Source organism: Sphingomonas psychrolutea (assembly GCF_014636175.1).
Taxonomy (GTDB): Bacteria; Pseudomonadota; Alphaproteobacteria; order Sphingomonadales; family Sphingomonadaceae; genus Sphingomonas; species Sphingomonas psychrolutea.
Genome location: NZ_BMDW01000030.1, coordinates 1 through 19,197, shown reverse-complemented (window position 1 = coordinate 19,197; position 19,197 = coordinate 1). Strand labels below are relative to the sequence as shown.

At 64.6% G+C, this 19,197-nt stretch carries 25 protein-coding genes; 16 read left to right on the top strand and 9 right to left on the bottom strand.

All coding sequences use genetic code 11. The annotated features are described in order from the left end of the window. Positions 1-10: 10 nt before the first annotated feature. Positions 11-2,017: a threonine--tRNA ligase gene (gene thrS, locus IEV62_RS17160; protein WP_188449672.1), complete on the bottom strand. Its 2,007-nt coding sequence runs from the start codon at positions 2,015-2,017 to the stop codon at positions 11-13. A 139-nt stretch (positions 2,018-2,156) separates the two neighbouring features. On the opposite strand from thrS, the gene IEV62_RS17155 reads away from it, so the two are divergent. Beyond that, positions 2,157-2,573 carry a hypothetical protein gene (locus tag IEV62_RS17155; RefSeq protein ID WP_188449671.1) on the top strand — a complete coding sequence of 139 codons (417 nt, stop codon included), beginning with the start codon at positions 2,157-2,159 and terminating at the stop codon, positions 2,571-2,573. Between the two features lie 126 nt (positions 2,574-2,699). Here IEV62_RS17155 and IEV62_RS17150 read toward each other — a convergent pair whose 3' ends face one another. Further along, entirely contained in the window at positions 2,700-3,527 is an 828-nt protein-coding gene (locus tag IEV62_RS17150) for an LD-carboxypeptidase (protein WP_188449670.1), read from the bottom strand. 45 nt (positions 3,528-3,572) lie between these two features. On the opposite strand from IEV62_RS17150, the gene IEV62_RS17145 reads away from it, so the two are divergent. The 12 genes from IEV62_RS17145 (at position 3,573) to IEV62_RS17090 (ending at position 12,256) form a co-directional block, all read left to right on the top strand. Then, on the top strand, positions 3,573-4,967 hold the full coding sequence (locus tag IEV62_RS17145) for a glutamate ligase domain-containing protein (RefSeq protein WP_188449694.1): 1,395 nt from the start codon (positions 3,573-3,575) through the stop codon (positions 4,965-4,967). A 16-nt stretch (positions 4,968-4,983) separates the two neighbouring features. Further along, positions 4,984-5,238, top strand: a complete 255-nt coding sequence (locus IEV62_RS17140; RefSeq protein ID WP_188449669.1) for a DUF6356 family protein — start codon at positions 4,984-4,986, stop codon at positions 5,236-5,238. 42 nt (positions 5,239-5,280) lie between these two features. Beyond that, positions 5,281-6,918, top strand: a complete 1,638-nt coding sequence (locus IEV62_RS17135; RefSeq protein ID WP_188449668.1) for an NAD(P)/FAD-dependent oxidoreductase — start codon at positions 5,281-5,283, stop codon at positions 6,916-6,918. 39 nt (positions 6,919-6,957) lie between these two features. Next, on the top strand, positions 6,958-7,362 hold the full coding sequence (locus tag IEV62_RS17130) for a hypothetical protein (RefSeq protein WP_188449666.1): 405 nt from the start codon (positions 6,958-6,960) through the stop codon (positions 7,360-7,362). Continuing rightward, entirely contained in the window at positions 7,359-7,568 is a 210-nt protein-coding gene (locus IEV62_RS17125) for a helix-turn-helix transcriptional regulator (protein WP_188449665.1), read from the top strand. Before IEV62_RS17130 ends, IEV62_RS17125 begins: the two co-directional genes overlap by 4 nt. Beyond that, on the top strand, positions 7,565-8,482 hold the full coding sequence (locus IEV62_RS17120; RefSeq protein WP_229733341.1) for an alpha/beta fold hydrolase: 918 nt from the start codon (positions 7,565-7,567) through the stop codon (positions 8,480-8,482). The genes IEV62_RS17125 and IEV62_RS17120 overlap by 4 nt, the downstream gene beginning before the upstream one ends. Positions 8,483-8,667: 185 nt before the next feature. Then, positions 8,668-9,402, top strand: coding sequence for an alpha/beta fold hydrolase (locus IEV62_RS17115; protein WP_188449663.1), 735 nt, complete (start codon positions 8,668-8,670; stop codon positions 9,400-9,402). Beyond that, positions 9,399-10,142, top strand: coding sequence for a tetratricopeptide repeat protein (locus tag IEV62_RS17110; protein WP_188449661.1), 744 nt, complete (start codon positions 9,399-9,401; stop codon positions 10,140-10,142). Before IEV62_RS17115 ends, IEV62_RS17110 begins: the two co-directional genes overlap by 4 nt. A 96-nt stretch (positions 10,143-10,238) precedes the next feature. After that, positions 10,239-10,691, top strand: a complete 453-nt coding sequence (locus IEV62_RS17105) for a VOC family protein (protein WP_188449659.1) — start codon at positions 10,239-10,241, stop codon at positions 10,689-10,691. Further along, a complete protein-coding gene (gloB, locus tag IEV62_RS17100) occupies positions 10,691-11,419 on the top strand; it encodes a hydroxyacylglutathione hydrolase (RefSeq protein ID WP_188449657.1) in 729 nt (242 codons plus the stop codon). Before IEV62_RS17105 ends, gloB begins: the two co-directional genes overlap by 1 nt. 55 nt (positions 11,420-11,474) lie before the next feature. After that, the gene (locus tag IEV62_RS17095) at positions 11,475-11,882 is read left to right on the top strand and encodes a hypothetical protein (protein WP_188449654.1); all 408 of its coding nucleotides are present in this window, start codon (positions 11,475-11,477) and stop codon (positions 11,880-11,882) included. Beyond that, positions 11,879-12,256, top strand: coding sequence for a DUF6491 family protein (locus IEV62_RS17090; RefSeq protein WP_188449652.1), 378 nt, complete (start codon positions 11,879-11,881; stop codon positions 12,254-12,256). The genes IEV62_RS17095 and IEV62_RS17090 overlap by 4 nt, the downstream gene beginning before the upstream one ends. Before the next feature lie 167 nt (positions 12,257-12,423). Here the strand turns inward: IEV62_RS17090 and hslU are convergent, their stop codons facing one another. Further along, the gene (gene hslU / locus IEV62_RS17085) at positions 12,424-13,719 is read right to left on the bottom strand and encodes an ATP-dependent protease ATPase subunit HslU (RefSeq protein WP_188449650.1); all 1,296 of its coding nucleotides are present in this window, start codon (positions 13,717-13,719) and stop codon (positions 12,424-12,426) included. Positions 13,720-13,820: 101 nt separating this feature from the next. Further along, positions 13,821-14,375 (bottom strand): ATP-dependent protease subunit HslV, encoded by a 555-nt coding sequence (gene hslV / locus IEV62_RS17080; protein WP_188449648.1) that lies wholly within the window; start codon positions 14,373-14,375, stop codon positions 13,821-13,823. 134 nt (positions 14,376-14,509) lie between these two features. Here hslV and IEV62_RS17075 point away from each other — a divergent pair, with 134 nt between their 5' ends. Then, positions 14,510-14,728, top strand: a complete 219-nt coding sequence (locus tag IEV62_RS17075) for a hypothetical protein (RefSeq protein WP_188449646.1) — start codon at positions 14,510-14,512, stop codon at positions 14,726-14,728. A gap of 62 nt (positions 14,729-14,790) precedes the next feature. After that, positions 14,791-15,441, top strand: a complete 651-nt coding sequence (locus IEV62_RS17070) for a TMEM175 family protein (protein WP_188449645.1) — start codon at positions 14,791-14,793, stop codon at positions 15,439-15,441. Here IEV62_RS17070 and IEV62_RS18300 read toward each other — a convergent pair. The 3 genes from IEV62_RS18300 to IEV62_RS17055 all read right to left on the bottom strand — a co-directional run bounded on the left by IEV62_RS18300 (position 15,438) and on the right by IEV62_RS17055 (position 16,955). Next, positions 15,438-16,052, bottom strand: a complete 615-nt coding sequence (locus IEV62_RS18300) for a hypothetical protein (protein ID WP_229733339.1) — start codon at positions 16,050-16,052, stop codon at positions 15,438-15,440. The two genes, IEV62_RS17070 and IEV62_RS18300, sit on opposite strands and share 4 nt — an antisense overlap. Before the next feature lie 71 nt (positions 16,053-16,123). Further along, positions 16,124-16,546 (bottom strand): hypothetical protein, encoded by a 423-nt coding sequence (locus IEV62_RS17060; RefSeq protein ID WP_188449643.1) that lies wholly within the window; start codon positions 16,544-16,546, stop codon positions 16,124-16,126. Positions 16,547-16,736: 190 nt separating this feature from the next. Continuing rightward, positions 16,737-16,955 (bottom strand): hypothetical protein, encoded by a 219-nt coding sequence (locus IEV62_RS17055; RefSeq protein WP_188449641.1) that lies wholly within the window; start codon positions 16,953-16,955, stop codon positions 16,737-16,739. Positions 16,956-17,067: 112 nt separating this feature from the next. Here IEV62_RS17055 and IEV62_RS17050 point away from each other — a divergent pair, with 112 nt between their 5' ends. Next, on the top strand, positions 17,068-17,364 hold the full coding sequence (locus tag IEV62_RS17050; RefSeq protein ID WP_188449639.1) for a nucleotidyltransferase family protein: 297 nt from the start codon (positions 17,068-17,070) through the stop codon (positions 17,362-17,364). A gap of 96 nt (positions 17,365-17,460) precedes the next feature. On the opposite strand, the gene IEV62_RS17045 is transcribed toward IEV62_RS17050, so the two are convergent. Next, positions 17,461-18,564 carry a hypothetical protein gene (locus IEV62_RS17045; protein WP_188449637.1) on the bottom strand — a complete coding sequence of 368 codons (1,104 nt, stop codon included), beginning with the start codon at positions 18,562-18,564 and terminating at the stop codon, positions 17,461-17,463. Positions 18,565-18,595: 31 nt separating this feature from the next. Next, positions 18,596-19,197 (bottom strand): ImmA/IrrE family metallo-endopeptidase (locus tag IEV62_RS17040; RefSeq protein ID WP_229733337.1); only part of this gene is annotated, 602 nt, incomplete at its 5' end.

Here is a 19,197-nt window from a genome sequence, read left to right as displayed (position 1 = left end):
CGCCCCAAGATTAGATCAAATCCGGCGGGGTCGCATCCCGGACCAGCATCGCGATCGCCTCGTCGAGCGGCAGGAATTGCTGCCGATCGCTGCCCAATTGGCGCAGCGCGACCTTGCCTTCCTCGGCTTCGCGCTTGCCAACAACCAGCAGGTTCGGGACCTTGGCGAGGCTATGTTCGCGCACCTTATAGTTGATCTTCTCATTGCGCAGGTCGGTCTCGACGCGGATGCCCGCTGCCGCCAGCTTGGCCTTGACCTCGGCGGCATAGCCATCGGCGTCCGAGACGATCGTCGCGACCACCGCCTGGACCGGTGCCAACCAGAGCGGGAACCGCCCGGCGTGATGTTCGATCAGAATCCCGAGAAAGCGTTCGAACGTGCCGAGGATCGCGCGGTGGAGCATCACCGGGCGATGCCGCTCACCATCGGCGCCGACATAGCTCGCATCGAGCCGCTCGGGCAGCACCCGATCGGACTGGATCGTGCCGACTTGCCACGTCCGCCCGATCGCGTCGGTCAAATGGAATTCCAGCTTCGGCGCGTAGAAGGCGCCCTCGCCCGGCAATTCCTCGAACTTGGCCTTGATCGAGTCGCTGAGCCCGGAGGTGAGCACCGCCTCGCGCAATTCGTGCTCGGCCTGGTCCCACATCGCGTCGGTCCCGAAGCGCGCGTCCGGACGAAGCGCGAGCTTGACCGCATAGTCCTCGAACCCGAGGTCGCGGTACACACTGTCGAGCAGCTCGCAGAATTGCTGGACCTCGGCGATCAATTGATCCTCGCGCACGAAAATGTGCGCATCGTCCTGCGTGAACTGGCGGACGCGCATGATGCCGTGGAGCGCGCCATGCGGCTCGTTGCGGTGGCAGCAGCCAAATTCGGCCATGCGGATCGGCAAATCGCGATACGATTTGATCCCCTGACGGAAAATAAGCACGTGCGCCGGGCAGTTCATCGGCTTCAAAGCCATCAGATCGGCGGTGCCGCTGAAGATCGCCTTGTCGTCATCGGTGCTGGGGATTTCGTCGGGAACGACGAACATGTTCTCGCGATACTTGCCCCAATGCCCCGACTGTTCCCACTGGCGGGCGTCCATCAATTGCGGCGTCTTGACCTCGGCATAGCCCGCCGCATCGAGCCGGCGGCGCATATACGCCTCGAGTTGCCGCCACAGAATGAAGCCCTTGGGGTGCCAGAAGACCGAACCCTGCGCTTCGGACTGCAAATGGAACAGATCCATTTCTTGCCCGATCTTGCGGTGGTCGCGCTTGCCCGCTTCCTCGAGCATCGTGAGATGCGCGTCGAGCTGCTTCTTGCTCAGCCAGCCGGTGCCGTAAATGCGGCTCAGCATCGCATTCTTCTGATCACCGCGCCAATAGGCGCCCGAGACGCGCGTCAGCTTGAAGGCATTGGGATCGAGCTTGCCGGTGGAGGCGAGATGCGGCCCGCGGCACATGTCGAGCCATGCATCGGGACCCTTGCCGGCCTTGTAGACCGTCAGTTCCTCGCCCTCGGGAAGTTCGGCGGCCCATTCGGCCTTGAAGGTCTCACCCTCGGCCTGCCAGCGCGCGATCAGATCGGCGCGGCTCCACACTTCGCGGATCAGCGGCTCGTCCTTGGCGATAACGCGGCGCATCTCGGCTTCGATCGCGGGAAGGTCCTCGTCGGTAAAGGGCCGGTCTTTCGGGGCAAAGTCGTAATAGAAGCCGTCATCGGTCGACGGACCAAAGGTGATCTGCGTGCCCGGAAACAGGTTCTGCACCGCCTCGGCCAGAACATGCGCAAAATCATGGCGCGCGAGTTCGAGCGCGTCGGCTTCGTCGCGCGCCGTGACCAAAGCGAGCTTGGTGTCGCCTTCGAACGGGCGCATGATGTCGCGCAATTCGCCGTCGATCCGCGCGGCGATCGCCGCCTTGGCCAGGCCCGGCCCGATCGCGGCGGCCACATCGGCCGGGGTAGTCCCCGGGGCTACCTCGCGGACGGAACCGTCGGGCAGCGTGATGCGGAACAGGGCGGACATGGGGCGCTTGGTCTTTCTATCGGTTGAGCCCCGGCGCTTAAGCCGGGTGCGCCGATATAGGCAAGCGCAGCGCCCGCGTCACCCCGCCACTGGCGCGCTACCCGGCCGCTCCCCATTTGGGTGCAAAGGGGACGAGACGATGCTGACCGGGCTAATGCTTTTCGCGACGATCGTGTTGAAGATGACACCCGAGACCGCCTGCGCGCGCTGGCTCGACCGGACGCTGGTTGCGGCACTGCGCAAGATTACGCGGACGCACCTGATTTTCCTGATCCTGATGAGCATCGTCCTGATCGCGGGGACCGAATTGCTGGCTATCGCGGGGCCGTTCGACATGGCCTTGGTCGTGCTGTGGGACGTGTCGGCCTATATCGATATTGTCGTGACGACGCTGGTGGTCGCCGGTGCGAGCCGGGGTGGTGCGGGGTTGCGGATGATCGTCGCGCGCGTTCTGCCGCGCCGCGCCGCGCGCGCACGACGGAGTCGGCGTTCGCGTAGTGCGCTGCCTCCGGCAAATGACGACGAAGACCGACCACTGCTTTCGGTGGCTGCGTAAACCGCCCATGCTTCCCCGGCGAAGGCCGGGGCCCAGTTGCGAAACGGTCAGCTTGGCGCGTTCCGGCCCGTTACCTGGACCAGCACGGCTGGGCCAAGGCCTTCGCCGGGGAAGCAGGACAAAACCTCACGCGATCCCGAACGGCACGACCATATTATCCTTGCCGTGCTCGACCGCCGCGCGCCCAAGATACGGCACGCCCATTTCGCCGCACCAGCGCACGATCATCGTCTCGAGCGTCTCGCCCCAAGGCGGATCGTTGGGCTGGATATCGCGCACCTGCCCCAGCCGGACGCCCGCCAGCCCCTTCAGTTGCGTCGCGTGCGCCATTGTGAACAACATCCGATCGATCCGGTAGAGCGGTTCTGACACATCCTCGATCAGCAGCACATGATCGGTCAGATCGGGCAGCCACGGCGTGCCGGTGAGTGCGGTGAGGATCGCGAGGTTGAAGGCGGCGGCGGGGCGGCCCTTGAACGCGGCGTCGAGGCCGGGGTCGAGCACCGACCGGTCCTTATGCACCAGCCAACGCAAGCTGCGGGCAAAGGCGGTGCCGCCGTCGCTGCGCGTGACGTCTGCCACCATCGGGCCGTGGACCGGGCGCCCAATCTTGGCCGCGTAAAGCGCACCGAGCAGGAACCCCATGTCGGAATAACCGAGATAGGTTTTCCGACGCGCCGCCTCGCCGAGCAGCGGGATCGCGCCGTGGAGAATGCGGTTCGAGCCGTAGCCGCCGCGCGCAAACCAGATCGCGTCGATCGCCGGATCGTTCGCCATCTCGACGAACGCGGCGGCACGCGTCGCATCGGGCCCAGCGAAATGCCCGTCGGACAGAAAGCATTGCGGGTGGAAAACGAGATCGACCGCCGGCATCGCCACGGCGGTCAGCCCCAGCGCACGCGCAGCGAGCGCTTCGTCGATGCCGCGTGCGGGGGCCACTACGCCAATCTTCATGCCTGCTCCGTTGCGCTCCGCGTCGTCGCGGGATAGCGCGCAGTGATGGACAACGGCAAATCCTACTTTTTCGTCGGGATCGGCGGGAGCGGCATGATGCCGCTGGCGATGATCCTGGCCGGGCGTGGCGCCACCGTCGCCGGATCCGACCGGACGCTCGACCGCGGCGCGCTACCCGCCAAATTCGCCGACCTTGCCGCCAAGGGCGTGACGCTGTTCGCGCAGGATGGATCGGGCGTGACATCCGCCGAGCAGATCGTCGTCGCCTCGGCCGCAGTGGAGGCGAGCGTCGCCGACATCGTCGCGGCGGCGCGCGTCGGCGCACGGCGGATGAGCCGGGCGGAGTTACTGGCGAGCCTGTTCAACCAGAGCGCGCTGCCGATCGGGGTCGCAGGGACGAGCGGCAAATCGACCGTCACCGGCATGATCGGCTGGATCCTCCACGCCTGTAGGCGCGACCCGACCGTGATGAACGGCGCAGTGATGAAAAATTTCGCTTCGCCCGAGGCACCGTTTGCGAGCGCCCTGGTCGGCAGCGGGGATGCCTTCGTCAGCGAAGTGGATGAAAGCGACGGGTCGATCGCTTTATATCAGCCCAAGATCGCGGTGCTCAACAATGTCAGCCTCGACCACAAATCGATTGAGGAATTGCGCGCTTTGTTCGGCGACTTCGCGGCCAAGGCCGAGACAGTCGTGCTCAACATCGGCGATGACGAGACGGCGGCGCTGGCGGCGACGCTGGACGCGGCGGGGCTCGTGACCTTCGCGGTTGAACAGGAGGCCGACCTGAGCGCGCGCAATCTGCGCCCCGAGCCGTTTGCGATCGCGTTCGACCTCGTGGCCGATGGTGCGACGCACGCGGTGCAACTCGCGGTGCCAGGCCGCCACAATGTGTCCAATGCGCTCGCCGCCCTCGGCGCGGCGCGCGCGGCGGGGGTGCCGCTCGGCGCGGCGATTGCTGCGATCGCAGGCTTTACCGGCCTCAAGCGCCGCTTCGAATTGGTCGGGGAAGCCGCCGGCGTCACCGTGATCGACGATTTCGGGCACAACCCCGACAAGATTTCGGCGACGCTCGCCACGCTGCATGCGTTCCCCGGACGGCTTCTCGTGCTGTTTCAGCCGCATGGCTATGGGCCGCTCAAAGTGATGCGGCACGAATTGGTCGCGATGTTTCGGGATTCGCTTGGAAACGACGACCTGCTGGTCCTGCCCGACCCGGTCTATCAAGGCGGCACCGTCACGCGCGCCGTGACGAGCGCCGATATCGTCGCAGCGATCGGCCCGCAGGCGCGGCACATCGCCGACCGGGCTGACGCCGCCGCGTGGATCGTCGCGCAAACGCGACCGGGCGACCGGATCGTGGTAATGGGGGCTCGCGACGATACGCTCAGCCAGCTCGCCGCCGACATGCTGCCACAAATCGCGCGCAAGTTTGCCTGAGCCAAAGGAGACTTCGATGATCCGCCGCCTGTTTCTTGATCACCCCGCCTCGGTCGGCGAGAGCTATGCCGAGCATTTCGGCGTCGCGTCCCGCTTCGGCATCACGATGATCGGCGCGGGGATCGCGGGGGTAATCCACGGCATCCTGCCCTTTGCGTTCAAGACCACCGGCAGCCGGACGGTGATGCGGCTCAACCAGCAGATCGTCGACAAGCGCGCCGCGGTGATGGCGGATGAGACGCAGCGGCGGACGGTTGAGTATGTGATTTAAGCGCGAGTGGCCGAACGCGGTACGCCACGCTAAAGCCCCCTCATGCTCCGCATCACCGAACTTAGCTTGCCGCTGCACCATGCGGATGAGGAATTGCCCGCCGCGATCCGTAAGCGGCTGCGTATCACGCCGCGCGACATGGTGCGCTTCGCCGTCGCGCGCCGCGCGCATGACGCGCGCGACAAAAACGACATCCAGCTCGTCTATTCGGTCGATGTGACGCTGCGCGACGAGGCCCCCGTGCTCGCGCGGATGAAGAAGGATCGCAACGTCCAGCGCACGCCCGACACGGGCTATCGCTTCGTTACCAAGGTGGCCGATTATCGCGGACCACGCCCGGTGGTGATCGGCGCGGGGCCATGCGGGTTGTTCGCGGGGCTGATCCTCGCGCAAATGGGATTGAAGCCGATCATCCTCGATCGCGGCAAAGTGGTGCGCGAGCGGACCAAGGACACCTGGGCATTGTGGCGGCGCGGCGTGCTCGACCCGGAAAGCAATGTGCAGTTCGGCGAGGGCGGTGCTGGCACCTTTTCCGACGGCAAACTCTACAGCCGAATCAAGGACCCGCGCCATCTCGACCGCAAGGTGCTGATCGAGTTCGTCAAGGCGGGAGCCCCGCGTGAGATTTTGACCGAGGCGCACCCGCATATCGGGACCTTCCGCCTCGTCACGATGGTCGAATCGATGCGCGCGACGATCGAGGCATTGGGCGGCGAATATCGCTTCGAGACGCGCGTCGACGGGATCGACGTTGCGACCGATGCCGCAGGCACGCGGCGGATGCGCGGGCTTCACCTGCACAACGGCGGCTATATTGAGGCCGAGCAGGTCGTGCTCGCGGTCGGGCATAGCGCGCGCGACACCTTTCACATGCTGCACGACGCCGGCGTGTTCGTCGAGGCCAAGCCCTTTTCGGTCGGGGTGCGGATCGAGCATCCGCAATCGTGGATCGATAACGCGCGCTTCGGCCCGAATGCGGGCAATGCGATTCTCGGCGCGGCGGAATATCACATCTCGCACCACGCCAAGAACGGGCGGACGGCGTACAGCTTTTGCATGTGTCCGGGTGGCACGGTGGTGGCGGCGACGTCCGAAATCGGCCGCGTCGCGACCAACGGAATGAGCCAATATTCGCGCAACGAACGCAATGCCAATTCCGGGATGGTCGTCGGGATCGACCCGGCGCGCGATTATCCTGACGGGCCGCTGGCCGGAATCGCGCTGCAACGCGAAATCGAGGAGCGCGCGTTCGTGGCGGGCGGATCGAACTATAATGCGCCCGCACAATTGCTCGGCGACTTTCTGGCCGGACGGCCGTCGACGAAGCTCGGCAGCGTCACGCCTTCCTACCGCCCTGGCGTGACGATGACCGATCTCGCATTATGCCTGCCCGATTTCGCCGTCACCGCGATGCGCGAGGCGCTGGTCCAGTTCGGTCGCGAAATCCCTGGCTACGACCATCCCGATGCGGTGCTGACCGGCGTCGAAACGCGCACCTCTGCGCCCGTTAGGACGACGCGCGGCGATGATTTCCAGAGCCTCAACACGCTGGGGCTGTACCCGGCGGGCGAAGGTGCGGGCTATGCCGGGGGCATTCTGTCGGCGGCGGTGGACGGGATCAAAGTAGCGGAAGCGGTGGCACTCGCCTGTATAGGACGCCTGACAGACAAGTTTCCTTGACTGTAAAGCACCCTTCACAAACGTGAAAGGAAGCTTTCCATGTCCTCGCTCGCGCAAAAACGCTACAACCGTCGCACGATCGCGCTCAGCATCGTCTATGCGCTCACGCTCCTCGGAGCAGTTTACGCGTTCAAGCATCATTGGGTGTCGGGCGCGGCAGCCGTCATTGTCGGGGTGCTACCCGCCCTTCCGATCATCGGTATCTTCGTAGCGATCGGGCGGCTGCTGGTCGAGGAAACCGACGAATATCTGCGCATTCTGATCGTACGCCAGACGCTCTGGGCGAGCGGCTTTGCGCTGAGCATCGCGACGCTGTGGGGCTTTCTCGAAAGCTTCGAGATCGTCGGCCATGTCGAATCCTATTATGTCGCCGTTTTGTGGTTCGGCGGGCTCGGGCTTGGCTCGGCCATGAACAGGCTGACGCTTGGGAAGGTCGGGGCATGACCAACCGCCTGCGCGTCCTGCGCGCCGAGCGCGGGTGGAGCCAGGGCGATCTCGCCGACCGGCTTGAGGTGTCGCGCCAGAGCGTCAACGCGATCGAGACCGGGCGGTACGATCCGTCGCTGCCGCTCGCCTTCCGCATCGCTGAGCTGTTCGAGCGCGCGATCGAAGAGATTTTCGTCAGTCCGTCGAAGGAGAAGTCAGCGTGAAACATCTTGCCCTGCGCCTCGCCGCCGCTGCACTCGCGCCGCTGGCGGTGCTGAACCCACATACCGCGCAGTGCGCGCCCGCCCCTGCCCCGCTCACGCAACTCGACCACATCTCGATTCAGTCGGTCGGCAAGGGACCTACGATCGTGCTGATCCCCGGCCTCGCTTCCCCGCGCGCGGTATGGGATGGGGTGGTGCCCGACCTCGCGAAGACTCACCGCGTGCTGGTGGTGCAAGTCAACGGCTTCGGCGGCGATGATCCGCGTGCCAATCTGAAGCCCGGCATTCTTGAGGGGATCGTCGCCGAAATTGATGGTTTCATCGCCACCAACAAGCTCGGCCGCGCGAGCGTGATTGGCCATTCGATGGGCGGGCTGGTCGGCATGATGCTCGCGCACGCGCATCCGGGCGATGTCGAAAAGCTGATGATCGTCGATTCCCTCCCCTATTTCGCCGTGTTGATGGCGCCGCCCGGAATCGACCCGACTCCCGCGATGGTCGCGCCGCAAGCCGCCAGGATGCGTGACGGCGTCGCCGCCAATTACGGCAAGCTGCTGAGCGACGACGCTGTGGCGGCGCAGACGCGCGGGCTGGCGATCAAGCCCGACAGCATCGTCACGATGACGGCCTGGGCGCGCGCCGCCGATGCCCGCGTGACGGGGCAAGCGATGTATGAGGATCTGACGACCGACCTGCGCCCGGTGCTGGGGACGATCACCACGCCGATGACCTTGCTCTATCCGTGGAACGCCGGCGGGCCGACCAAGCCGATGGCCGACGCCTTCTACCGCAAGCAATATGCTGCAGCACCGAACATCCGTTACGTCGATATCGGCGACGCGGCGCATATGGTGATGCTCGACCAGCCCGCGGCGTTCAAGGCGGCGGTGCTGACGTTCGTGGCGGGGAAGTAGCGCTTTCGCTTCCGCTCTCCCACCACCCCGGCCTTCGCCGGGGCCCAGTGGCGACACGGGTGGAGCAGGGCGAAGCGCTCGATCTGATAAACCTGCGCGACTGGGCCCCGGCCTTCGCCGGGGTGGAGCGGGAGGAATCGATGCCGCCGCTTTCCCGGCCCTGCCCCGCGCGCTAAGTCGAGGGCATGACCGACGCCCCCGCCGCACCCGCCCGCCCCGCCCTCGCCTATCACAAGACCGAAGGCACCGGCCCGACGGTCGTGTTCCTGCCCGGCTACGGCTCCGACATGGACGGCACCAAGGCGCTCGCGCTCGAGGCGTGGGCGGTGGCCAGCGGGCGCAGCTTCCTGCGCTTCGATTATGGCGGGTGCGGGCAAAGCGAGGGCGTGTTCGAGGAGCAGACGCTCGCCGGATGGCGCGACGATGTCGTGGCGATGCTCGATCAAGCGGTCGAAGGTCCGGCGGTGCTGGTCGGGTCGTCGCTTGGCGGCTGGCTGATGTTGCTGGTGGCGCGCGATCGGCCCGACAAAGTCGCAGCGCTGGTCGGGGTCGCGCCAGCGCCCGATTTCACCGACTGGGGCTTCACCGTCGAGGAGAAGCTGACCTTGCTCTCCGAAGGACGGCTCGAACGCGTCGGGCGTTATGCCGATCTGCCGATGGTTTACACCCGCGCCTTCTGGCAATCGGGCGAGGCCAATCGCGTGATGTTTTCAGGGCTCGCCATCGACGTCCCGATCCGGCTGCTGCACGGCATGAAGGATCTCGACGTGCCGTGGAACCGCACCGTGCGGCTGGCCGAATTGCTGCGTTCAGCCAATGTGCAGGTCCAGTTGATCAAGGACGGTGACCACCGCCTGTCACGCGATGCGGACCTCGCCGCGCTGATCGCGGCGGTCGAGGATGTGACGCGCGCCTTATGATCTTGCTGCTCTTGCTCGCCCAGGCCGCCACGCCGAGCGGCCCGCCCGCGCCAATCGCGGATCGCTACGAACATTGCCTTGACCGCGCGAAGAGCGATCCGACCGCCGCCGAAGCCGAAGCTGGCCAGTGGCAATTGGCGGGCGGCAGCTTCTTTGCCAGCCAGTGCCTCGGCATGGCCTATGCCAATGAAGCGCGCTGGTCGGCCGCCGCCGCTTCGTTCGAAAACGCCGCGCGCGCAGCCGAAAAGGCCGGCGATACACGTGGGGCGAATTACTGGGCGCAAGCGGGCAATGCCTGGCTGGCGGCGGGGGATGCACCCAAGGCGCGCAGCGCGCTCGACGCGGCGATATCAGCGGGCACGCTGAAGGGCCAGCCGCTCGGCGAAGCGCATCTCGACCGGGCGCGCGCAATGGTCGCGAGTGACGATCCCGAGGGCGCGCGCGACGATCTCGACCGGGCGCTCTCTGAAGTTCCGGCGGATCCGCTGGCTTGGCTGCTCTCGGCGACGCTCGCGCGGCGCGAGCAGCAAGTGGTGCGCGCCAAGACCGACATTGCCGAGGCATTGCAGCGCGGCGGGGACGATCCCGCCGTTCAGCTCGAGGCGGGCAACATCGCTGCGCTGGCAGGCGACGAAGCGGGCGCGAAGGCAGCGTGGCGGCAAGCCGTGACGCTGCGGCCCGACGGTGCGGCCGGCAAGGCGGCGGCGGCGGCGCTCAAGCAGTTCGACGCCAAGCCGTGATCGCAAATTGATATCGCCGGATCGCGGCATCGCACTGGCAAGCGACGCTGCGCACGCCTATCTGGGCCACGACAGCCGACAGGAGCCGCGTGACCAATGAAATATCTCCACACGATGATCCGAGTGACCGATCCCGAGGCGACCGTGGCCTTTTTCAAGCTGCTCGGTCTGGAAGAAGTGCGGCGGATGGAAAGCGCGGCCGGTCGCTTCACGCTGATCTTCCTCGCCACGCCCGAAGACATGACCGCACCCGGACAGCGCGCCAGCGCCGAAGTCGAGCTGACCTATAACTGGCCGACCGAGGGCCAAGCACCCGAAGTCTATACCGGCGGCCGCAATTTCGGGCATCTGGCCTATTATGTCGATGATATCTACGCGACGTGCCAGCGGCTGATGGACGGCGGCGTGACGATCAACCGCCCGCCGCGCGACGGCAATATGGCGTTCGTGCGCACGCCCGACCTGATCTCGATCGAATTGCTGCAGGACGGGGCGGCGCTTGCGCCAGCCGAACCCTGGGCCTCGATGCCCAACACCGGACAGTGGTAATGCCGAGCACGCTCGAAATCGTCCGCATCCCCGCGCTCAGCGACAATTATGTATGGCTGGTGCACGATTCCGCATCGGACGAGACGATCGTCGTCGACCCGAGCGAGGCAGCCCCCGTACTCGCCGTCGCCGAGGCGCGCGGCTGGACGATCTCGCAGATCTGGAACACGCACTGGCACCCCGATCACACCGACGGCAATGCCGCGATCAAGGCGCTGGGGGCAACCGTCAGCGGCCCCGCCGCCGAAGCCGACAAGATCCCGACGCTCGACGTGCCCTTGCGCGAAGGCGACAGTGTGCGGATCGGCGATCACGTCGCGCAGGTGATGGAAACGCCGGGTCATACCGCCGGGCATATCGTGTTCCACATGGCCGAGGATGCGGCGCTGTTCAGCGGTGACACGCTGTTCGCGATGGGCTGCGGCCGTCTGTTCGAGGGTGGGCCCGCGCAGATGTACGCCAATATGCAGCGGCTCGCGACCTTGCCGCCCGAGACGATCGTTTATTGCGCGCATGAATATACCCAGTCGAACGGTCGCTATGCGGCCGCGGCGGAACCCGACAATGCCGCGGTCACCGAGCGGATGAAAGATGTCGATGCCAAGCGCGTGGCGGGCGAGCCGACCGTGCCGACGACGATCGCGCTCGAGCTTGCCACCAACCCGTTCCTGCGCGCGACCTCGGCCGAACAGCTCGCCGAACGGCGTGCGGCAAAGGATGTTTTTTAGCCCCGACATGCGATATACCTCTGGCGGGGGCGAAGCTTTGAGAAGGACGCGTAATATGTACCGTTTCATTCTTCCGGCGTTCCTGCTGCTCGGCGGGGCATCGGCGCTGTCGGCAGACACCAAGGGCTATGAAGCCCGCCAGGCCGCGCAGGACAAGGTCGATCTCGACAAGCAACTGTCCGGACTTGTCGCCGGTAAGCCGCAAGGCTGTATCGACCCGATCCGCTACCGCGAGAGCACACGCGTCGGCGACACGATCCTGTACAAGAACGGTCGAAGCGACATCATGCGCACCGATACCGGCGGCGGCTGTTTCGGGCTGCGGCGCGGCGACGCGATCGTGACCCGGACGTTTGGTAGCCAACTTTGCCGCGGCGACATTGTCCGCACCGTGGATCTGACCAGTAGCATCCCGAGTGGCAGCTGCAGCTTTGGCGACTTCGTCCCCTATCGCAAACCATGATCCGCGCGCTGGCGCTGGTGGCGGCGCTCGGCGCGGTCAGCGCGTCGGACAGCAAGACGCTCGATCGCGCGCTCGCCGGACGGGTCGCGGGGAAGCCGGAGACCTGCTTGTCGAATAACCGGATTTCGACTACGCAAGTGATTGGCGACCGGATCCTGTTGTACCGCGACGGCAGTCGCGTGTGGCGAAACGATTTGCCCGAGGCATGCCCGGGGCTCGACGATGACGCGATCATCGTGACCGAGGTGTTCGGCGGGCAATTGTGCCGGGGCGATCAATTCTACACGCTCCAGCGCCCGGCGAGCGGGATCGCGGGGCCACGCTGCCGGTTGGGGAATTTCGTGCCGTGGGACCGGGTAGCGGCTCCGCGCTAGGGCGGGAGAGCGAGATGACATTAGACGGGCTCCCCTCCCCTTCAGGGGAGGGGTTGGGGGTGGGGCGTATCAGTCTCACCGAGACCTACGCACCCGTGGAGAGGCCCCACCCCAACCCCTCCCCTGAAGGGGAGGGGCTTGCCGGGTGAACATACTGTCATCCCGTCCTACAGCACGAACCGGCTAAGATCGGTATTGCGCGCAATCCCCGCCAGATGCGTCTCGACGTACGCCGCGTCGACCACGACCGTCTCGCCACCGCGATCCTCGGCGTTGAAGCTGACGTCTTCGAGCAGCTTTTCCATCACCGTCTGCAGCCGCCGCGCCCCGATATTCTCGATTTCGCCATTCACTTCGGCGGCGATCTTCGCCACCGCGCGAATACCCTCGGGCGTGAACTCCACACCGACATTCTCGGTCGCGATCAGCGCGACATATTGCTGCGTCAGCGAGGCCTTGGTGTCGCTCAGGATCGCGACGAAATCGTCCTCGGTCAGCGCCTTCAATTCGACGCGGATCGGCAAGCGGCCCTGTAGCTCAGGCAGCAAGTCGCTCGGCTTGGCGACGTGGAACGCGCCGCTGGCGATGAACAGGATATGGTCGGTCTTCATCGGGCCGTATTTGGTCGCGACCGTCGTACCCTCGATCAGCGGGAGCAGATCGCGCTGGACGCCTTCGCGGCTGATCGAGCCGCCGCGCACGTCCGACACGGCGATCTTGTCGATCTCGTCGAGGAAGACGATCCCGTTCGCCTCGGCATCGGCGAGCGCGATGCGCGACACTTCGTCCTGGTCGAGGCGTTTGTCGGCCTCTTCCTCGACCAGCTTGTCCCAGGCGGCGGGGACGGTCAGCTTGCGGCGCTTGAGCTGGCCCTGGCCGAACGCTTTGCCCATCATCTCCGACAGATTGATCATTTGCGCACCACCGCCGGGAACGTCGAACGGCATGTGCGGCGCGGCCTCAAGCTCGATCTCGATCTCGGTATCGCGCAAATGGCCGTCGTGGAGGCGTTGGCGGAAGGCTTCGCGTGTCGCTTCGCTCGCACCCTTGCCGGTCAGCGCGTCGAGCAGCCGCGTCATCGCGGCCTCCTCGGCCTTGTCCTTGACCGCGACGCGGCGGCGGTCCTTCTCCAGCCGGATCGCTTCCTCGACCAGGTCGCGCGCAATCTGTTCGACGTCGCGACCGACATAGCCGACCTCGGTGAATTTGGTCGCCTCGACCTTGATGAACGGCGCGTCGGCGAGCTTGGCCAGACGGCGGCTGATCTCGGTCTTGCCGCAACCGGTCGGCCCGATCATCAGGATGTTCTTTGGGCTGACCTCGTCGCGCAGATCGGGCGAGAGCTGCTGCCGCCGCCAGCGGTTGCGCATCGCGACCGCGACCGCGCGCTTGGCGTCCTGCTGGCCGATGATATGCTCGTCGAGCGCGCGGACGATGGCTTTGGGGGTAAGGGCGTCGTTCATTTCTGTCTTTTCGTAAGCGTCATCCCAGCGAAGGCTGGGATCTTTGTGGGAGAGTGCAGCACTTGCCACGCGGAGACCCCAGCGTTCGCTGGGGTGACGTGTCATGTGGCGGCGTCGAGCGCCTCCACGGTCAGCCGTTCATTGGTATAGACGCACAGCTCGGCGGCGATGCCCATTGCCTTGCGACAAATCGTCTCGGCATCGGCTTCGTAATCCGACAGCGCGCGCGCCGCCGACAAAGCGAAATTGCCGCCCGACCCGATCGCGGCGATGCCGCCTTCTGGTTCCAGCACGTCGCCATTGCCGGTCAGGATCAGCGTCACGTCCTTATCGGCGACGATCATCATCGCCTCCAGATTGCGGAGATATTTGTCGGTGCGCCAGTCCTTCGCCAGTTCGACCGCCGCACGGAGCAATTGCCCGTGATGTTGCTCAAGCTTGCGCTCGAGCCGTTCGAACAGCGTGAAGGCATCGGCGGTCGCGCCGGCGAACCCGCCGATCACCGAGCCGTCGCCGAGCCGCCGCACTTTTTTGGCGTTGGGCTTCATGACTGTCTGGCCTTGCGTCACTTGACCGTCCCCGGCGACGACGACGCGGCCATTCTTGCGCACGGACAGGATTGTGGTGCCGTGCCACACCATTTTGTTCTCGCTCATGCCCAGCGATATGGGAGCGCAAGCGCGAGCGTGCAATCCGCCGCACGTGATTGGACGATAGCGCACCGGACGCTGGCTTCCCTGTCGACCCCGTCGGGTTCACACTGCGGCATCGAACGTGAGGGAGTGGCACGATGCGGATCGGGATCTTGCTGAGCGGACTGGCACTCGCCGCGATCACGGCACCGCTGGCGGCCGAAATGACGCATGCCGAGATGGCGCTCGCCAACGCCTGCAAACGGCTCACCCCGCAAGCGATGCAGCGCGACCGACGCTGCGTCGCCCTTATGAAGCGCTATCCCGAGGCGCTGACCAAGGCACCCGACATGATGAGCACCAAGCCGCCGCGCTGATCCATGCTTGCACCTGCCGCGCCGACTGCCGATAGTGCGATGCGGCAACAAGCGGGGGCGACATGGCCGGACATCACGACACAGCGGCGGACGCGCGGCCCGACCATCCGCTCGAGCGGCTGATCTTCTTTTCCGATGCGGTGTTCGCGATTGCGATCACGCTGCTGATCATCGAGGTACATCCGCCGCATTTGCCTTTCGGGTCGCCGTGGCAAGCCTATGTCAACGCGCTGCGGACGTTGTGGCCCAATCTGTTTGGCTTCTTCGTCAGCTTCTTCGTGATCGGCGCGTTCTGGTCGGGGCACCACCGCGCCTTCGCGCTGGCGGGGCATTATTCGGACCGGCTGGTCGGCCCCAATCTCCAGATGCTGTGCGCGATCGTGTTCATGCCGTTTGCGACCGCGTTCATGAGCGCCAATGGCGGGATGCTGGTGCCCTCGGTCCTGTACGCGCTCACGCTGATCGTGACGGGCCTGCTCAACATCCGGCTCGTGCGGATGGCGACCAGGCCGGGCATCGTGCGCTCCGGCGTCTCGGCGCGCGAGATCGCCTATACGCGCGCGCGCGGCGGGGGCGTGGTGTTGGGGGCGATGGTGTCGATCCCGATCGCCTTCTGGATTGCACCGCTCAGCCAGTTGGGGCTGCTGACGATCCCGCTGTTCCAGTGGCTGTTGCGACGACGCGTGACGCAGCGGTTTGCGCGCGCCGCCTAGTTGGGCAGGCCCGGGGGCGGACGCAGCGCCTCGCGTTCGGCCGCGGTCATCGGCGCGGCCATGTCGGGACGAAAATCGGCTACCGCACGGTCATCGGCGTTGCGGTTCGGATCGAGCAGATCGGTCGGCACATGGCCTTCCTGGGGCTTGCCCGTGAGCAGCGCCAGGATGCGACCGCGCGTAAGGAAAGCGGCGATCCCGGCGCCGGCGGCGAGCGCCACCGCACCGAGCGACCATGCCGTCCTGGGCGTGACCGGCGGGAGCGATGCCGCGAGCGAACGTCTGTCGGCAGTCGCGACCTTTGGAACCGACGGGCTGACGGATTTGGGCGCAGCCTTGGCGGTTGGCTTGGGCTTGGGGCCGGGTTTTGCCCGCGCTGGCGGTGCACCGGCGGGCGCGACGGCTTTGCGGGTGGTGGCGCGCTTGGGCACCGGCCGGGCGGCGGCAGGCGCCTTGGGCTCGGGCGCAGCCGCGGCCGGCGCGGCGCGCGGCGTGGCGGCCTTCGGCGGAGCGGCCTTGGCCGTGCTGGCCGTGCGCGAGGACCGGCGCGGCGCCGGCGTCGCGGGCTTTGCGCTCTTGGGGGCTTTGGGGGGTTCTGGTGGAAGTGCCATGGTCGCGGTCTCGATCGGGGTTGCGTCAGCGTAAGCGGCGCAGTGGCGTGTGCCACCGCGCCGCCGTGAGATCAACGGCAGCGACCGCCGCCGTTGCTGTCCTTGTCGATCGCTTTACCGGCAAGCGCGCCACCGACGCCGCCGATCAGCGCGCCGAGCAGGCCCGAGCCGCCGGGTGCGATCGCCGCGCCGAGCGCGCCGCCCGCGACGCCGCCGACGATCAGGCCGGTCGTGCCGTCATTGCGGCGGCAATAGTAACGGCCGTCGCTGCCACGATAGACGCGGTCGTTGGAGCTAAGCTGACGCTCCTGATAGCGGCGGCTGTCGTTGCGATAGTAACGCGACGCATCATAGCCGTTATACGCCGGATCGGGCCGGTCATAATCATATTGCGCATAGCGGCTGTCATAGCCGCGCGCCGGGCCGTTGCCATATTCGGAGCAGCCGGCAAGGGCGACGGTTGCGGCCAACAGGCCGAGGGTGAGCGTGCGCATGGGGAATCCTCCTGGGTTCGTTGTGGAGGTGGAATGCTTGGGGCGGCGAAAGGTTGCGGCGCGCCGGGCCAGGTGCAGCAAAGCTGCACCGCGCGAGGAGGCGCGCTCGGCCGGCGCGGCCAGCAGCCGCGTCCGACGACGCGGCTTTGCCGCGGCGCGCCCACCCGCGCGGCGGAAGTTTAGGCTAAGTTTAGGCATAAACGCGCTCATCGCCCGCCAACCCGAGCGCCCGCTCCATCGCCGCGATCGCCCCGAGCGCATCGTCCGACAACGGCGCGATGATCCCGATCAAGCGCGCGTCGACCAGCCGCGCCCACTGCGCGCGGATGTCGTGCTCGGCGGCGGTGAAGGCGTCGCCGCGTTCGTGCCGCCGGGAGAGCGGGACGGCATCGGGGTGGCGGTTGGGCATGGAGGGCTCCTCGCTGGGGGATGAGGGGGCGAGGATACCGCAGCTCGACCCTTGTAGGACAGGCACGCGGGGTTTCTTGAAACCTTCAGCATTTGCTGACATCTCTGCTCACGTGAACCGCGCGACGATCCTCGACTGCCTCAAGCGCAACGAAGCGGGGCTGACTGCGCTCGGGCTTCAGCATGTCTCGCTGTTCGGGTCGGTTGCGCGCGGCGATGCGTCGGACGCGTCGGATGTCGATCTGGCGGTGACGCTGGATGCGGCGGCGGGGATCGACCTGTTCCGCTTTGCCGCGCTGACCGAGCAAGTGTCGCGGATGCTCGACGCGAAGGTCGATCTGGTGGTCGAACCGGCGCGATCGGCGCGGATGCAGGCCGAGATCGACCGGGACCGGGTGCTTGTCTACTGAGCGCGAGGCGCTGCGGTTGCGCGATATCGTCGACAACATTGACCGGATCGTTGTGCACGTTGAGGCTACGAGTTTCTCGACACTGCCTTGAGCGATTCAGTTTATGTCGGCTGACCCGCCCTTCAATAAGTCAACAAGAAGGTTTTCAAGGTCCGCAATGTCTTGCGGCGATAATTCGCTAATAGTTATAGCCTCCGCTTCCGCCTCACCCGGCTCCAGATTACCTGTATTCTGCTCTTCGTTTTTCTCAACAGTAAAGTTCCGGACCAAAATGGAGTGATCGCTTTCGTACCAAGGCGGCTTATCTCTTATTTGTTGTTCGGTTTTTGATACGATGAAGGGAGGGAATGTATACGCCGTATATTCGTCATAAAAACCGTTACAATACTCTCGTAGACGATCTCTATCGACAGCCGCTAATCCCGTTAGCGTATCCTCGTAGCGATCAAGCGAGTCAGACGGGCTAAGGTCTAGCCAAAATACTGGGTAACGTAGGCCGCCTAGCACCCCTTTCAATATGTCAGATTGGTCATAATATACCGCAAAGACCGGGTCTTTCACCATCTGCCCCGGGTTGGCTATTGCCAATATATAAGCAATATCAACGCTGATTATAAATTTCCGCGAAGATGAGAATTGCGACAGTCGAAAACCGATATCAATCGACGGACCAATATAGTCAACAATTGCGTCTACATCGGGCTCTTTCGCATATATTCTATTTAGTATTTTTCCGCTTTCAAGAAACCAATCACCCGATCCAGATGACGACGGCGAAGCTCCGGATTCGACAGCGACTTCGGAATTTCGAAAAGGAAATCCTGCAATCCAGGCCGTACATTTTACATCTAAGCGGCTGTTACCCTTCTTAATGAAGGACCGCATTGAATCGACCGCACGCATCCAACATCGCAGTGTGTATATTAGCTGGCGATGATCCGAAAGCTCCTTTATGAATAGGACCTCGTCGCCGATAGTCTTCCACAATTCCGGATCGGGTCCGACGAGCGCATCGTCTACCGATGATGCTCGATGATCATCAAATTCTTTACGAAACGCACGATGCGCTTCAAAATAGAATCCCTGAATTTTCGAAAACCACGACGCCCGTTGATCGACTTTCGACTGAGCAAATGGGGATTGCTTAAGCGCGGTGGACCCTACAATATCCGCGCTTAGAAATAGGCGCAGCCGGGGCATAAGGAACGCAGGGCACTCATCTAAATTCAACTTACAGCCCCAAACTACGCGCCCGAATCTCGGCGGCCGACCTAGAAACCGAGAATGACGATGCGACGTCATCTATATCACCGCTGAATGCCGCATACCGCTCTTTGAATAAAGCACCAGGCATAAGGAAAGCCGCAGCAAACCAATTTGCTTCCCACTCCACCCGGTCCGAATCTTTCCGTAATGCCATCATCTTAAATGGCGGAAGATTGTGTTTCTTTTGACGCCACAGATAATGAACAATGAAATGCCCAAGCTCGTGCGCGATAGTAAAACGATCGCGTGAAGGACTCGTATGGGTAGGGACTATGATGGTAAAATCATTCGGATTTTCGACGTATAAGCTACCTGATTGCTCAGGGTCCTTATGCAGCGTCTCCTCGACCTCTACTTTGCCACCGAGTTTTTTAACAGTGACGGTGATGTCGCCACCCGGCTCATAGTTAAGCTGCGTCGCAATTGATTCTGCCAAAGCAGAGATTTGCTGCTTAGTTAACAGGGGCTTTGTTGCATAACGTCGCGAGAGCATAACCGCGCTTTTACTTGAAGATGTTATGAGAGGCGGACGGTCACCGGTGTTCCTATTTCGGAGAAGCGATTCAG

What these genes read in the sequence shown, in the direction of transcription:
- thrS (WP_188449672.1), bottom strand. Translation starts at nt 2,017, where the DNA reads ATGTCCGCCCTGTTCCGCATCACGCTGCCCGACGGTTCCGTCCGCGAG.
- IEV62_RS17155 (WP_188449671.1), top strand. Translation starts at nt 2,157, where the DNA reads ATGCTGACCGGGCTAATGCTTTTCGCGACGATCGTGTTGAAGATGACA.
- IEV62_RS17150 (WP_188449670.1), bottom strand. Translation starts at nt 3,527, where the DNA reads ATGAAGATTGGCGTAGTGGCCCCCGCACGCGGCATCGACGAAGCGCTC.
- IEV62_RS17145 (WP_188449694.1), top strand. Translation starts at nt 3,573, where the DNA reads ATGGACAACGGCAAATCCTACTTTTTCGTCGGGATCGGCGGGAGCGGC.
- IEV62_RS17140 (WP_188449669.1), top strand. Translation starts at nt 4,984, where the DNA reads ATGATCCGCCGCCTGTTTCTTGATCACCCCGCCTCGGTCGGCGAGAGC.
- IEV62_RS17135 (WP_188449668.1), top strand. Translation starts at nt 5,281, where the DNA reads ATGCTCCGCATCACCGAACTTAGCTTGCCGCTGCACCATGCGGATGAG.
- IEV62_RS17130 (WP_188449666.1), top strand. Translation starts at nt 6,958, where the DNA reads ATGTCCTCGCTCGCGCAAAAACGCTACAACCGTCGCACGATCGCGCTC.
- IEV62_RS17125 (WP_188449665.1), top strand. Translation starts at nt 7,359, where the DNA reads ATGACCAACCGCCTGCGCGTCCTGCGCGCCGAGCGCGGGTGGAGCCAG.
- IEV62_RS17115 (WP_188449663.1), top strand. Translation starts at nt 8,668, where the DNA reads ATGACCGACGCCCCCGCCGCACCCGCCCGCCCCGCCCTCGCCTATCAC.
- IEV62_RS17110 (WP_188449661.1), top strand. Translation starts at nt 9,399, where the DNA reads ATGATCTTGCTGCTCTTGCTCGCCCAGGCCGCCACGCCGAGCGGCCCG.
- IEV62_RS17105 (WP_188449659.1), top strand. Translation starts at nt 10,239, where the DNA reads ATGAAATATCTCCACACGATGATCCGAGTGACCGATCCCGAGGCGACC.
- gloB (WP_188449657.1), top strand. Translation starts at nt 10,691, where the DNA reads ATGCCGAGCACGCTCGAAATCGTCCGCATCCCCGCGCTCAGCGACAAT.
- IEV62_RS17095 (WP_188449654.1), top strand. Translation starts at nt 11,475, where the DNA reads ATGTACCGTTTCATTCTTCCGGCGTTCCTGCTGCTCGGCGGGGCATCG.
- IEV62_RS17090 (WP_188449652.1), top strand. Translation starts at nt 11,879, where the DNA reads ATGATCCGCGCGCTGGCGCTGGTGGCGGCGCTCGGCGCGGTCAGCGCG.
- hslU (WP_188449650.1), bottom strand. Translation starts at nt 13,719, where the DNA reads ATGAACGACGCCCTTACCCCCAAAGCCATCGTCCGCGCGCTCGACGAG.
- hslV (WP_188449648.1), bottom strand. Translation starts at nt 14,375, where the DNA reads ATGAGCGAGAACAAAATGGTGTGGCACGGCACCACAATCCTGTCCGTG.
- IEV62_RS17075 (WP_188449646.1), top strand. Translation starts at nt 14,510, where the DNA reads ATGCGGATCGGGATCTTGCTGAGCGGACTGGCACTCGCCGCGATCACG.
- IEV62_RS17070 (WP_188449645.1), top strand. Translation starts at nt 14,791, where the DNA reads ATGGCCGGACATCACGACACAGCGGCGGACGCGCGGCCCGACCATCCG.
- IEV62_RS18300 (WP_229733339.1), bottom strand. Translation starts at nt 16,052, where the DNA reads ATGGCACTTCCACCAGAACCCCCCAAAGCCCCCAAGAGCGCAAAGCCC.
- IEV62_RS17060 (WP_188449643.1), bottom strand. Translation starts at nt 16,546, where the DNA reads ATGCGCACGCTCACCCTCGGCCTGTTGGCCGCAACCGTCGCCCTTGCC.
- IEV62_RS17055 (WP_188449641.1), bottom strand. Translation starts at nt 16,955, where the DNA reads ATGCCCAACCGCCACCCCGATGCCGTCCCGCTCTCCCGGCGGCACGAA.
- IEV62_RS17045 (WP_188449637.1), bottom strand. Translation starts at nt 18,564, where the DNA reads ATGCCCCGGCTGCGCCTATTTCTAAGCGCGGATATTGTAGGGTCCACC.